The organism is Paraburkholderia sp. IMGN_8 (assembly GCF_038050405.1).
Lineage (GTDB): Bacteria > Pseudomonadota > Gammaproteobacteria > Burkholderiales > Burkholderiaceae > Paraburkholderia.
Genome location: NZ_CP150900.1, coordinates 4260775 through 4275011, shown reverse-complemented (window position 1 = coordinate 4275011; position 14237 = coordinate 4260775). Strand labels below are relative to the sequence as shown.

12 protein-coding genes are annotated in these 14237 nt (G+C 58.5%); 3 read left to right on the top strand and 9 right to left on the bottom strand.

Features of this window, described 5'->3' with window-relative positions; genetic code table 11:
• The first annotated feature begins 671 nt into the window (after positions 1-671).
• Positions 672-1154 carry a hypothetical protein gene (locus WN982_RS19360; RefSeq protein WP_341313513.1) on the top strand — a complete coding sequence of 161 codons (483 nt, stop codon included), beginning with the start codon at positions 672-674 and terminating at the stop codon, positions 1152-1154.
• A gap of 261 nt (positions 1155-1415) precedes the next feature.
• On the opposite strand, the gene WN982_RS19355 is transcribed toward WN982_RS19360, so the two are convergent.
• From WN982_RS19355 to WN982_RS19330, 6 genes are all read right to left on the bottom strand, one after another.
• The gene (locus WN982_RS19355; protein WP_341313512.1) at positions 1416-1682 is read right to left on the bottom strand and encodes a hypothetical protein; all 267 of its coding nucleotides are present in this window, start codon (positions 1680-1682) and stop codon (positions 1416-1418) included.
• Positions 1683-1811: 129 nt separating this feature from the next.
• The gene (locus tag WN982_RS19350; protein WP_341313511.1) at positions 1812-1991 is read right to left on the bottom strand and encodes a hypothetical protein; all 180 of its coding nucleotides are present in this window, start codon (positions 1989-1991) and stop codon (positions 1812-1814) included.
• Positions 1992-2126: 135 nt separating this feature from the next.
• Complete coding sequence (locus WN982_RS19345) at positions 2127-2285, bottom strand: hypothetical protein (protein WP_341313510.1); 159 nt, start codon at positions 2283-2285, stop codon at positions 2127-2129.
• A 78-nt stretch (positions 2286-2363) separates the two neighbouring features.
• Entirely contained in the window at positions 2364-3239 is an 876-nt protein-coding gene (locus tag WN982_RS19340) for an HAD domain-containing protein (RefSeq protein ID WP_341313509.1), read from the bottom strand.
• A gap of 46 nt (positions 3240-3285) precedes the next feature.
• Positions 3286-3627, bottom strand: coding sequence for a hypothetical protein (locus tag WN982_RS19335; protein ID WP_341313508.1), 342 nt, complete (start codon positions 3625-3627; stop codon positions 3286-3288).
• Between the two features lie 28 nt (positions 3628-3655).
• On the bottom strand, positions 3656-4303 hold the full coding sequence (locus WN982_RS19330) for a hypothetical protein (protein WP_341313507.1): 648 nt from the start codon (positions 4301-4303) through the stop codon (positions 3656-3658).
• 238 nt (positions 4304-4541) lie between these two features.
• On the opposite strand from WN982_RS19330, the gene WN982_RS19325 reads away from it, so the two are divergent.
• Positions 4542-4856, top strand: coding sequence for a helix-turn-helix transcriptional regulator (locus WN982_RS19325; RefSeq protein ID WP_341313506.1), 315 nt, complete (start codon positions 4542-4544; stop codon positions 4854-4856).
• A gap of 873 nt (positions 4857-5729) precedes the next feature.
• Here WN982_RS19325 and WN982_RS19320 read toward each other — a convergent pair.
• The 3 genes from WN982_RS19320 to WN982_RS19310 form a co-directional block, all read right to left on the bottom strand.
• Entirely contained in the window at positions 5730-6239 is a 510-nt protein-coding gene (locus tag WN982_RS19320; RefSeq protein WP_341313505.1) for a hypothetical protein, read from the bottom strand.
• 519 nt (positions 6240-6758) lie between these two features.
• On the bottom strand, positions 6759-7250 hold the full coding sequence (locus WN982_RS19315; protein WP_341313504.1) for a hypothetical protein: 492 nt from the start codon (positions 7248-7250) through the stop codon (positions 6759-6761).
• A gap of 464 nt (positions 7251-7714) precedes the next feature.
• The gene (locus tag WN982_RS19310; RefSeq protein WP_341313503.1) at positions 7715-9601 is read right to left on the bottom strand and encodes a helix-turn-helix transcriptional regulator; all 1887 of its coding nucleotides are present in this window, start codon (positions 9599-9601) and stop codon (positions 7715-7717) included.
• Positions 9602-11286: 1685 nt separating this feature from the next.
• Here WN982_RS19310 and WN982_RS19305 point away from each other — a divergent pair.
• On the top strand, positions 11287-14235 hold the full coding sequence (locus WN982_RS19305; RefSeq protein ID WP_341313502.1) for a DEAD/DEAH box helicase: 2949 nt from the start codon (positions 11287-11289) through the stop codon (positions 14233-14235).
• The last annotated feature ends 2 nt before the right edge of the window (positions 14236-14237 follow it).

Below are 14237 nucleotides of genomic sequence, written 5' to 3'. Positions count from 1 at the left end.
AGGCGCTCCGAGTAGTATGGTGATGTACACCTAACCACCGGACACTAGGAGGAGGCCATGAATACTTGTCCGCAATGTGGTGGCCAAGGAAAAATAAAGTGCGAAAAATGTGGCGGGACGGGAAAGGTGCAGATAACCGACCTCGAGACTGTTTCAGACATGTCGTCCAATTTGGAAACCATCACGTGCCCAAAATGCGACGGAGCGCGATGGCAGCTCTGCCCACGATGTTACGGTTCCGGAGAAGTCCATGATAAAGAGACCTCCGATATTTTCGACCCCGAAGGCAGAGATACTTGACTTCCTCAGGAGAACGCCAGATTGGCAGTTGCAACAAAGGTCGGGGCAATGCCGCCGCCACGAGAGAACCCCCAGGAAGCGAAGGGGCTTGCCTCGGCAGAAGATGTCCCCTACTGCCGAGGCAGGGAGTCAAGAACTAAAGCGTCGGGCCTCGGACCGCCAGGGCCTCGTGCTGGGCGGCTTGTTACCGTTCCTGCCCAAGGACTCATCCATCCGGCTACCGGCGAACAAGGCGACCTCAAATCGCGAATCGCGCTCGACCTGCCCGAGGGGGCGCACACAACCTCACTAAAGAGCACAAGAACATTCTGCGGTCCATGTTCGCGGCCGCTGCGGCCAAACGCACGCGCTAGCGCTCGCGGTAGCCGCCTATGAATGAAGACACGAGCATTGTCCGGAAATTGCGCGCGACTGGCACCGCGTTCCTGCTGTCGGCGCTCTGCGCAGGCTGCACGACCCCGCACCCACCACCCGGCGCCCGGCTTTCCACGCGGGAATATTTCGGCACGGCACAAGGCCATGACGTCACCGACAGGGTCGAGTTCTTCGGGGTGGGCTTCACGGCCAGCAAGCCTGTGGCGCTCCGCGTTGAGCATCTCCCGGGCGACACGCAGGACATTGCCTTCACCATCCCGGGCACGCCGCCGGCGGACCCGTACGGCTTCCTCGATTTCAACTACGCGCCACCGTGTCTCTACCGCCGCGACGACCGGCCGACGGTCGAACGGCCAATCCGCGTGCGCGCGACCGATGCGGCGGGCTGGACCGTGTATTCCGACGCGTTGACCGCGCAGAGTTTCGCGTGCGATGCGCCGCCTCCGGACGCCGCCAAACGCATTGCACCTGCGAAGTGAGGCGCCTTCTGAACGAGCGGGTGTCCGTTAAAGCCGGCGGCCAGAGCCAAAGCCTTCCTCGGCCAGCCCCTTAGCTACGGTGACAAACGCGCTCGTACAGCTCAAGTATTGTGTGCTGCTCGACCACTTTTGGGAGATGTCCTGACGCCGGTTCACGTCGGACCGAATTACGCCCGCGGCCATCAAGTGGTCGAGCAGCGACGATGGGACGCTGGCCGATTCGCAAGCCTGCGCGCTGGTTGCCATGGTGTCGCTTTCGCCTCATTCGGTCTTGGCGCGCATTGCGCGACACCGTTCCAACTCTCTATTTAGCGAATCTATTTCCGCTTGCATGCCAGCTGCTCTTTGTAGAAGCTGACCGACTTTGTACCAGTACGCATAGCCCAAGTCACCGTCTACCATAGCCAGTTCGTGAATTTTTCGAAGAGCAATCTCAAGCTCGATGTGGTTTTCTGAAGGCATCTCATCCTTTTCCACTGTAATTGAAGTGCGATGGTCGCGCGGCAAAGCAGGCGAGCGGCTGAACAAGACCCCCTTCGTTCAAATATCGCTTCTTGATGCGCAACACAACCAAGGCGAGTACGAACCCGCATGCCGGTCCGTACAACAGCGCTGGATTTTCAAGAGCGAAGGTCAAGATTTCGTTCACGGTGCGCATCATTTCAGCAGCCTGCATTCTGCATCGCTGATGGCTATCATTTTTCGGGATGCCCATATTCCCGGAAGAGCTGCAGCCGATACCTCCAGGTCGACATCGAGCGGATAGCGCTTGAGGAGTTGCCGTGCAGCTTCTCGAACGGCTCTGCGCGCGCCAGTGCCGGTGGCGAGCAGTTGCAAAAGCTCGCGCGCCTCGATGACTGCTTTGGTGCGCTCGTATGCTGTGTCATCGGCGGCGACCTCAGTTCGCTGTTTCTTGGATTTCGGCGACCCACCGACGCCGACGCAGCCACCGTTGCCACCTGGATTTGCGCTCTACCATCTTCGCGCTAAGGTGACGAAGAGCACAATAGCAAGCACAAACGCAACGACGACGACAACGGTCCAGCAGAGCCACTTCGCTACGCGGTCGATATTCTCTTGAGATGAAGCAAAGCGGTAGAGCCATTCGCCAAGACGGCGGTAGTAATTCATGTGGTCGCTCACAGGTCGGCATCGGCAGTGCCCGAGAAAGCACGTATCTGCAGGGGAACGGGCAATTGTCCCGTTCGGTCAGCTGCCTCGCGCGGCGTGTACTTCGGTCAGCCACTTCGCGATACGCGAGAGCGCATTGCTGTTGCTGATTCCGCTGCGCGAGTCGAGTAAAAGAAAGTGCTCCACGAGTTCTCCGGGTTCACGGCCGAACCGCTCAGCACCAAACACCGCGTCGTCAATAGCAAGCCAGTGTTTCAGGCGCTTTCCATACGCGTAGCTGCGGATGATGTCGGTGCGCTCGGTGCCGTCCAGCACATAGCTGAGCCGGGGTTTGATATCCCGGGTGGTCCCGACGATGCGTCGGCGTAGTTCCGGTGGCAGGTACTCGACGACGCGCTCCACTGGCAAGCGTCGCGCCCATGACGTCGTGAGCACAATTTCCACATCGGGATAGGGCTCGAGAAGCTCGGTGAGCAGGGATGCGAATTCCAGTAGCGGCCGGCCGGTGTCGAGCGTTATTTCCCCGTCCTCGCCGATGTACGCGTTGCCGACGTGGAGCGTCCCGTCGAAGTCGACGAAAAGCGTCGGAGTGGTGCAGTCAAGAACGAAGGGGGCCGGTGCGGGTCGTTCTCTGGAAGGATGGCGCCGCTCCATCACTTTGTACCAGTTGACGGTATGCCCGACCGCCGCGAGAGCGTCGCTGGCGTCATCGCGCTGCATGATGAGCATCTCCCGGCCGAACCCAGCGAGAACCTTGAACAGGGCTTCGGTACCGGCGGACAATCCATCTTCGATGCGGCTCAATTCAGCGACATCGACGTAGAGATAGTCGGCTGCGTCGAGGAGGTTGAGTTCGCATTGTTGCCGGCAACTGCGAATCAGGCGGCCAAGCGTCTGTAGGTCTGACGCCAGCGGGCTGAATGAAGAAGGCGGCGGGGATGAGGCGAGGTTCATGGTGGCGGGTTGCGAGGTTGGAGAGATGTAGCAATTCCACAAACGGTTACCAATCCAGTAACGCGCGGAGGCGAACGATGAGCCAACGCAATTCATCTTCTGAGACCCATCTCTTGCGTGCGACTGCCGCGCGCACGCGCTCGAGGATGACATCGTGGCTTTGTTCCGGATGAGCTGATGCATCCTTCAGAGCCTTCGGCACAAGCTGATGTGCGAGGTCCTCGCAGATGTTCCACCGCTCTTCGCGTTCGGCGGCCGTCTGCCCAGCGACGTACTTGCCTTCAGACAGGACGACACAGATTTTTGGTTGCGCGCCAGTGACGATGCCGGATGTGTCGTCACGTGGGAAGTCATCGGGAACCTTAGTCGGCTGGATTGTGGTCTGCATTGGCGGTCGAAGCAACGGGTGTCGAGCGTCAGCCTTGGCTCACCGAAGCGCTCGGTTTTGCACATTCTGAGTCGAGGGCCAGGTCGATACACTTGTCGCAATAGACGTGATGCCAATCAACATCCCGAAGCGTGCCTGGGTTGCCGCAGCTCTCACATATGCACCGAGCAGTCGCCACAGCGATTTCGACGCTCGCGGAAATGCGCGTCCAAACATCGGGCGGACACATGTATCCATTCAGGATTTTGAGTTTGAGTTCACCTGCGACCTGCGAGATGTCAGTGCAAACGGGGAGCGCCGGATAGGGGACGCGGCCGGACAGGAGTGCTCTATCCATATCCGCGATTTTCTCGGGAGACTGGAGTTGCTCGCGCCACAGTGCGCGTAGCTCAAACTCAACGTCGCGCGCCAGCACTTCGATGATTGGATACCAACCAACGCCGCACTGAATTCCGAAGTGCGAGATGTTCGCCGGGTAGGACTCGGGATGATGCACCGCGCGGAAGAAGAGCGGGAAGCGCGAAAACAGGTCTTTCTGTCCGCCGTTCATCATCCACAAGCGGGGCCGTGGATGCAGTTCAGTGTCCACGGGTTCAACTAACTTGACCTGTCGGCGAACCGCTGGCGAGTTATCAATCGACCGTGCGCGACGCTGTGCTTGAGGAACAGTCACCAAGAATTCTCCGTCACCTACCTGCGGCCGGGACGAGCAAGTCCCTCGCGGTGGGCGATTGTGAAAGTGAAGTTAGTTACGGACGCGAGTGTCGGCGCGTTGACTTTCGCGTTTTACGCGACATATCAACGGGCGTTAGCCCGACGCGAGCGCAGTGTAGCGGCAAATATATGTAGTGTAAAGAATGCCATTTTTAAAAATGACATTCTGTGCGATGTAGATTTCAACACTACAATGCGGGATGCTCCTGCCCCATATGGCAGAGAACGTTTCCGCGCGCCTCCTGGAACTTCAGGGGCTTATCGCGAAGAACCTTAGACTCCTTCGTGACAAACGAGGCATGTCCCAAGAGACACTTGCGGACCGTGCTGGCTTGCATCGCACGCAGCTCAGCGTAATCGAACGCGGGCGCCGAAACATGAAGCTGGAGACCCTTATCTCGCTGGCCGCAGCACTCGACGTCACTGAAATCGAATTATTGACTGATAGTGGAGAGGAGCCGAAGGAGCCTAATCGAGGCCGCCCGAGGAAGGTGGTGCGACCCGCTGACGAATAGGCGTTGATGGCGAGCGTCCACCGGGACATTGAACGCGGGCGAATGCATGCTGTGCTGAACTTTGCTAATTGGAGTCCCGATAGCTACTTTCTTGTTCTCGTCGACACCGAACGCTAAGGTCCCTTGGACACACTTGTATCGCTGGCCGCGGGGCTCTGCGTCGATGAAATCGACTTGGTGATGGAGCGAGACGAAGAGCCAATGCCGCTTCATGTCGGCCAGAAGAGAAGAACGGAAACCCCCGCAGGCGGGTAGATTTTCGCCATGGCGAGTCCCTGCTGGGGCCGTCGCACGGCAAAAGTAGGCTCTGTTCAAATCATTCTCTGGAAAGTTCAGTTGTTCGTAATCAACAACGACACGCTAAGGATTTCTTCTTCGCGCTGAAATGGGGCTGACTGTTGATGTTGGCTCAACGTCCCTCGAGTTCAGGTGCATTTGCCAGACGCCGCTCGCCAGCAAGCCGCGACTGAGAGCGCTACAACGAAACATTTGCCGTCCCTGAGTCCGTTACAGGCGCCCGGTTGCATAGACGGGGCCGTCCAGGCCCCGTCTATGCAACCGGGCGCTTGGATGGTTTGCACCGAGGGCGACGGAGCCCCACGGCGGGAGGCGCAGTCCTGCGCCCACGCCGGACTGCGCCCATTGGGGGGGCAGCGGACGGGGCACACCGTCAGATGTGAGGCGCCCCGGCCCCGACCACAGCGCGGGGCAGCAAAGGGCAGCCCCGCAGATGCGAAGAATGATTGAAAAACCTTGAAGATATTGAACGCGCCGACGATTCACCGCGAGTGCGTACACACGCGACACCGACGACCGCCGTAGCGCAACCGGGCCTGCGCGCTAACATCGGATAGCCTGTATTAGTTAGTATAACTATAGAGTCTCGACATTTTCATGCATCTCGCATATAGCGATGATGCGCTGGGCCAGTTCATCGACTGAACTGCACCGGTAAGGCGCAAAGCGGTCCGCGCTGCTTTTCGACTTGTTTGGCCGGATGACCCACTTGCTTGCGCTATTGCGCGCGAGTTCCGGCAACGCCGACATGGGAACGAACCAGGTCGCCACAAACCCTGTCAGCTCCTCATTGCAGAGTCCGGCGACCAGATGCGCGCGACGCGCCTCGTTGAATGTCGCTTTCCGGACCTCAAAGTGAGCCTGATTTCCGCGCTCCTTGGTGCCGGGCTTATACAGGGTGACGGTCCGGCACTTCAGTTGGATGGCGACGGATTGGCCGGTGGTTTTGTCCCAGAATAAGCAGTCAATGCCGTCGTCATCGGCGAAGGGTTGAAACGGTGATAACCGACCGCCGCTCCCCTTCATGACCGCGTTAACCAGCAGGTTTTCGCCAATGGCGCCGATTTGTGTGGAGGACAGGGGCATGGTGTGGGCGGGGAAAATTGAACCCGTCGATTGTGGCGGTAGTGCATGGAGATGCCAAGCGGCACGCACCCACGGCCTTGCGCCGCCGCGCTCCCTTCATCAGCTTGCTTGTGGCCAATCGCGGCCCGCCGCGGTGATTGGGATACGTCCGCGTGAGCACTTTCGAGCAGATTCTCGACCTGCGTAGCGACGCGCGGCAGGAGCGGAAGCCAGCCCCATCCAGGAGGACAAAGCGAGCGGCTTGACGGCACTCGCGCACCGCGCGCACTCCGAGAAGGCGACACCCTCGCCCCGTGGAGACGGGACCGGCTATGTCGAAATCTCCGGGACGTCGTCTGTATCGACAACGAACTCGAATAGCGCGGTGTGAAGGTCAAAACGTTGAACGAGCCCATCGATACCGGTGGGCCTGTCCAGTCGACACTTCGGTGTCTCGCGCTCAACGCTGTACATCATCAGAGCGCCGCGGGAGCATGTAGACGTAGCGGCAAAGCCTAGACGGCGGCCGGGCCGCGCCGGTCAGTTAGGAACCCAGTTACTCGCCGCTTCCTTCGACTCAACTTGCAGCCGCTTCACCACGTCCTCGACGTTTTCCTGCCGCAGATTTGCCACGAGATATCCGATGCGTTTTGCTCCTGCTGCAGTGACGACGAAAGGCACATCCCCGAGGCCCCAAACTGCGTCATCTCTCATGTCGAGCGCTTCCTCGGCCTGCTCCGAAGCAGGCTTCAAATAACCGCGGTCGACTAGGCGGAGGATAGCGGTCTCGGTCATGACGCCGCATTCCTTGTTATCGAAAATCCTGTATTTCCGGTAGAGAAGGTTCTGGAAGCTCCGGCTGTTATATGTCTTGGTCAAACACATAACGCCAAGAACGAGCGCCTCCATCGGGGGCAGGGATTCGACAGCGTCCTTGCCGGCGTGCGGTGTTACCTCTTCGCTGAGGTAGAGGCTCATCAGCGATTGCAGAAACGGCCAGCTCGGGTCAGCTAGCTTTTCGGGTTCCAACATAATAAGTACCTTCCAACAACGTTAGCTTGCGCGTTTCAATCCTCAACAACAAGGCTACCGCCGCGCCGTCGAGTTGCGACCGATAGCTTTGCGGGTATGCGATGCCGCTGCAGGTTGTGAAGAGCGTCCGACAAATGCGGTCATCGCGATTGGATAACGGCATCCGTGTCGCGAATCTTGAGGTGCGGACACGCCTCGTCGGCAGCTACGGCGCAACGGTGACCAGCTCCAGATTATCGTGGCCCAGCTCCGCGACGATGATGTGTTCGACTAAGGTGCTTCCGTCCAGCCCACACGTCAGGCGAGGAGCCGCGGTGTCCTGGTTGTCTCTCAGCTTGCGGCGCACCAGTTCGCCAGTAGCCGAGGCATCTCAGCACGCGCAGAGTTAAAGCTGCCTCTCACCGCTGAAGAAGACAATCTGACGACGACCGGGTGTCAAGCACGACACCCGGTTATCTACTCGCTCACATCCGCGCGAAGGCGGAGTCCAGTAACGTGTGCACAAAGTTGCCGCCATCGGAGGGACGCAGATGAGCGTAATGGGCCTTTACCGTGGCGACCTCGTCGTGGAGAACGGCTGCCGCTGCATCCCAGGCCCCCGGTGCTTTTTTCAGCGTGGCCGTGCCAATGATGTAACGAAAGCCGTGTGGTCCGATGCCCGGACATTGCCACAAGTAACGGTGAGTCAGGTAGAAAACCCGTCGGTTAAGAGATTTCCATGCACCGACATAGCCATCTGGCTTTTCTTCCGTTGAAGACAAGAACACATAGTCCACCTTGTCGGCATCCGGCAACCTCGGTCGATAGACACTCAGATAGCGCTCAATGTCGCCCCAAACCACGTGGTTGACGGGCATGTCATAGTCCCGGTTCTTTGCGGCTCCCTTGGCATTCTTGAACGCGCGTTTCTCAATTCGGATGAACCAACTCCCATCTGGGCGACGATAGAGGTTGCCGGTGTTGTCCGCGCGATAGGTGAGCAACTTCATGTTCTTGGCGCGCAACGGATTCGATGTCATCAGTTTGACCAGGAGCAGGTCTCGCGCCCAAACTGCCTCGCTAATGCCGCCAGTGGTCGGGCGGCAGCTCTTCATCCGTGAAATCATGTCTGCGACCGCCGCCAGCGGGTCATCCAGCTCCAGCACTCGCTTGATAGGTGCCATCGGCTCCCTCGAATGCTCAATACCGTTCGCCAACAGATGTCTCTTCCTCTCGGAGGCCCACTTATAGGCTTCAAGACACGCGTCTTGCCAAACTTCGGGGCGGTGAAGCTCCGGCAGCCGCTCCCGGAGTTCGGGCATCTGGGTGAGGTAGCCGTGCTTGGGATGGTTGAGCGACGCAATCAAACTTGCGACGTCGAGCACGCCATCATGCACTTTGCCGTCAGCGCGCTCAATCAGCCATTTCATGTAGCGATGAACCATCCGCTTGCTCGAGAGCCAAGCGAGCGTCTGGACGTCGGCGCTGCTGAGCCCGGCTCCACCCAGTTCTCGCGTGCGGGTGAGCCATCCAAGGAAAGACGTTACGTGCCCCCAGACAATCTTCGCCGTGGGAACGAATTTACCTCCTGTGAAACAGTACCAGTTGCGGTCGGTTTCCCTCTCCGTGACTAGGTCCGTCGTGACCCAAGCTCCACGCGAATACCGCTCTAGTTCCGGCAGTCTCTCCGTTTTGTGTATGACGAAATCCGACCATTCTTGTGCCAAAAAATCGGAGACCGTCTTCAGACGGTACGTGTCTTTCGTAACACTGGCCATTCTTTCCCGATATGGGATTCTCACAGCCGGCGCGGTTTCGACTGGTCTGGAATGCTGGCGCTCAAGTGCGAGATTGACGAGCGCATCTGGCTCCAGAGCGAAGAACCGCTCAAGCCGTTTCAACGAAGGAACCGCGCGGGGATTCGGCAATGCTCCCTTGACCCAACGGCGAAGGGTTGCCTTAGAGACGCCTGCCGCTCGCGCCAGTCCAGCCACCGTCGTCTGGCTTCGCGTCAGCAGCTCGTCCAGTGCCGACTGAAACGGGGACATACAGTTCGACGTTGCTGCCTCAATCCGGTCGAGATGCGTTACGAGTGAGCACCACTTTCCCATCAAGCTCTTGCGATTGGCGATGTAGGCTTTTTCGCGCCCTTCTGCTTGTAATTTGTCGACATGAAGGCGAAGATTTCGATAGTATGAACTGCGCAACAACGAGCCAACAATGCTATCTTCGGAAACTCGGAAGCTGGCCAAGAATGCCCGAAGGGCAGATTTCAAGTTGGGTAGCATGGAAGCCGAAATCTCCCCGTCGGCCACACGTTGGTCCATTTTTTCCGAGAGTTCGCGGAAAGTTAGAGTTGAAACTGCAGACATAGGATTCTTCCGTTTGCCTGCCCGAACCGTCCGGATTGGTCGCCTCTGCGAGATATTAAGAGTGACCGGTATGAGCAAATTATCCATCGTCGTAAGTCATTGACGAGAAAGGATTATGTGCAGATTCTATCAGGCACTCGCTTGATAAGAGATATGCGCTATCGTTCATTATTTTTTCCTTCTTCATACCGAAAAGCCAGAGTCGGGCAATGAGCCTCGCACCCGGTATAGTTCTGATAATGGCTATGCCACTAATACCGCAGTAAACAACTCAAAAAGTACTATATGCTGCGAGCAATAATCAAAGGATTCAAACCAAAGAAAACCTCCGGCATCCATTGACGACCACGTTCGTCGCGCATAGAACCGGCGCATGTAGCAGATTGCACGGGCGCGGATGAGCACATTTACACGGTCGCCGCCACAAGCGACTAGGGCTTACTTTCCGACCGGGCCAGCTACCCCGGATGACCCATTTTCCCGTGTGTTCGCGTCGATTTCGAGCGGGGGATTCCGGTCTGCCCCGTCAGGAACAAGGACTTGCGGCATCAGCGTGTCCGTGATGCATCGGGGAGTACGCGGGAGAAAGAATCGCAGTTAACGCAGCGCTCCGTTGCGGTTGGCTACAGGCCACTCTCCCAGTAACCTGCAGCGTGTGCCCGCAGTATTGCTGATTGGCATGCAACTGCTGGACTGGCTTTAGCTCCGACATGACGCTGCTGTCGGAGGGAGGCATAGTTCTCAGAGTTCGAAAGCCGGTTCGGGGCGAGACAGGACTACTACAACTCGCCCGAGTCGCGCCTGAAAGGGGGATGGCTCGATGGCGAGGCTTTCACAAGCTACGAATCCGTGGCGCGATTACAGGTGGGGCCGTCGATGTCCCGTCGGGTATGACCTGAGTCTCCCAGTTCCGAGCATCCGGCTTGTCAGCAAGTGATGCGACGCAATCTATTCAATGCTGAGATGTGGTTGAAAAATACGATAATCGACTTAATGAATAGCGCTGCTGCCCACCAACCCTATACCGTTCTGCAGTGCATTCGTGCCTGCCCACCGCGCCATCGAGCCGCCAGTCAGCAGGGCCACCCAACCCGATGGTTGGCTTCGGTGGCACGATGCAATGCGCGCTTGCGCGAACGGGGCTGAATCCACCGGCAGCGTGCAAGGGATAGCCGACACTGAGGGGAATAGCGTCTGAGATAACGGGAATGGGATGGCGCAGCTTGCGTCCCGGAGGGCGCGTACAGGCTGGCGGGCGAGGCGGCTCCATACCGGCGACAATACGGGTGGAGAGGCTGAGTGGAAGGCTTTCCCGGGCATCGATGCCGTAGGGAGGGCTGGGCTCAGCCTCACCACCCACCGACTCAAACCCACGGGGATGCCTAGGGCTGAGCCTTATAGGCGACATGCGTTTTGAATCAATATTGACAAAGTGCGGAATCTGGCGAAGTCAGTGAGGGTATGCTTGCCCATCGTCCTGAGGCACCGGAGAGAGTGGTCACTGCAGATGGAAAGGAGATACTGCACGGCTTGTCTTCGCCTTTTTGCATTGGTGAAAGTGTCTTCTTTTCTTTAATATTCACCGGTTTGGCAGGCCTTGCGTACGACACGGCGTCACGTCGGTCGCGAACTGGACTGGCGGTCCCTGTGGCCGCGACAATAAAGATTCCGGAAACTCAAAACATATGCTTCCCTTCGCACCTGGCTCGCGTGCCGTCATCCGCGATGAAGAATGGCTCATTCGCCGTGTTGACCCTACAGCCGACGGCGGCTGGCTACTAAGCTGCGATGGTATTTCAGAGCTGGTCCGAGGGCAGTCGGCCCTGTTTCTGACGGAACTGGAAGATGCAATCGAGATTCTTGACCCGGCAGAGACAGAGCTGGTGCCTGACGTAAGCCCAACATACAACGCGACGGTCCTGTACCTCGAAAGCCTTCGCCGCCGTGGCGTGGCGAGCGACACCCGCATCCATCTCGGTCACCGCGGGGTGATGAACGTTGTACCGTACCAGATAGACCCGGCACTGCAGGCACTGCATCAACCACGCCCGCGCATTTTGATTGCCGATGCAGTCGGTCTTGGTAAGACACTGGAAGCGGGAATTCTGGCCACAGAGCTAATCCAGCGCGGGCGCGGCAAGCGCATCCTCATTGTCACTCAGAAGGCCATGCTCACGCAATTTCAGAAGGAATGGTGGAGTCGCTTCACGATTCCGTTGGTCCGTCTCGATTCCGTTGGGCTCGCGCGGGTACGCAACCGGATTCCGGCGAACCATAACCCGTTCAACTACTTCGACCGCAGCATAATCTCCATCGATACGCTGAAAAGCAATCTCGAGTATCGGAATTATCTCGAGAACGCGTGGTGGGACATCATCGTTATCGACGAGTGCCATAACGTCGCCGCGAGGGCTGGCGAAGGCGGCCTGTCGCGTCGTGCACGCTTGGCACGGCTGCTGTCCAGCCGCTCTGACACGCTTATCCTCCTGTCTGCGACGCCTCATGATGGCTCCGCGCGCAGCTTTGCGTCGCTGATGAGCCTACTAGACCCAACGGCCATCCCTGACCCGGACGACTACACGCCAGAAGATTTCCGCAGCAAGGGTCTGGTTATTCGTCGGTTCAAGAAGGACATCAAGGACCAGGTGCAGTCGGACTTCCAGGAGCGCGAGACGCTTTGCCTGCGGCAGGACGCCAGTGCAGAGGAGGAGGCCGCGTACCGTGCGTTGCTCGAAGTACCCTTCACACAGGGCGGTCAGAGAAACGGCGCTTACCAGCAGGAGCTGCAGCGCGTGGGCATGCAGAAGGCGCTGTTCTCGAGTCCGGCGGCCGCCCTCAAGTCGACCAATAGGCGCATTGCGGCGTTACAGAACAAGTCCGGTCCGACGCCTGAAGAATTGTGTGAGGTCGAGGGTCTTGAAGTGCTGGCTGATGCACTCAAGATACTCGTCAACGACTCCACTGCGCGTGGCTTCAGCAAGTACCAGCGCCTACTCGAACAGCTGTCCTCAGACGAGTTCGGCTGGCAGCCGCACAGCGCAGATGACCGTCTGGTCATCTTCTCCGAGCGTATCGAAACGCTGGAGTGGCTGCAAAGACAGCTTACCGTTGACCTCAAATTCAAGTCGAATCAGTTGGCCGTATTGCATGGCGGCATGCCCGACACCGACCAGCAGACACTGGTCGAGCGCTTTGGTCGCAAGGAGGACTCGCTGCGTGTGTTGCTGTGCTCCGACGTCGCCAGCGAAGGTCTGAACCTGCATTACTTCTGCCATCGCCTCGTGCACTTCGACCTGCCCTGGTCGCTAATGGTGTTCCAGCAGCGCAATGGCCGGGTGGACCGGTACGGGCAGAAGCACAAGCCGAACATCCTCTATTTGTTTACCGAAACGGTGAACCAAAAGATTCGTGGTGACCTGCGTATCCTCGAAATTCTGCAGGCCAAGGACGAACAGGCGTACCGAAATCTCGGTGACCCATCAGCGTTTCTCAACGTGTTCGACCCGGACAAGGAGGAGGCAAAGGTCGCCGATTTCATGGCAGACGGAATGCAACCGGCAGAAGTTGAGGCCCAACTCGACCAAAATGCCGCGAACGACAGTACCGACGAAGGCAGTGGCGATTGGCTGATGCAGCTGTTTGGCGGTGGCACAGACAGCGCGGATGGTCACACGGACCACCCAACCGCTACGCCTGTCGGTAGCAGTCTCGAACAGATTGACGAACGCTCATCGCTGTTTCAGAGTGACCACCACTACGCGAAGACCGCTCTCACACAGCTCAATCAGGGCGAGACATTGTGTGACTGGACCTCGCATGACGAGGAACAGGTCATCGCGTTGACCGCTCCGCGCGACCTGCAGGAACGCCTGCGTCAGCTCCCCCACGAAGTGCAGGACGACAACGACCATTACACACTGTGCGCGAGTCCAAAGCGGATGATGGACGCAATTGAAATCGCCCGTCAGGCGCGCTCCGAGGAAGAAGCGTGGCCACAGCAGCACTACCTATGGCCACAGCATCCCATTATGGAGTGGCTTGGTGACCGGGTGCTCACGCAGTTCGGTCGCCACAAGGCGCCGCTGTTGCAAAGCCACAAGCTCGCACCCGATGAACAGGCGTTCATCCTGATGAGCCTGATTCCGAACCGCAAGGGCCAGCCGCTTCTGGTCGAATGGCAGGTCGCCTGCCGCAAGGGCGACGGCGCGTTCGCGCTGGAATCGTTCGATGCCTTTATGGAACGCGCGGGTATCCGGGCAGGTGGTCTGCCGAACCGTGGGGAAACGCCCACGCTCCGGACGCAGATGCAGCGGGCACTGCCACGGGCAGTGAAATACATGCACGAATTCATGGTAGAACGCCAGCAGACCTTCTCCGCCGACATGCAGGCAAGGCTGAAGGACACTCTTGCCGAACTGGAGCGCCTGCAGGAGCGCCAGATGGAGCAGCTCGCGCTAGACCTGGACAAACAGCTCGAAACGGTAAAGCAAGGCCGCTTCGAACGGCGCAGCCAGCAAATCCACAAAGTATTTGATGAATACCGCCGCTGGGTGGCGGACACCTTAACCACTGAACCGCAGCCCTGGATTCAGGTACTGGCCGGTGTGTGCCATCCGCAAGCTGCTGGAGCCTGACC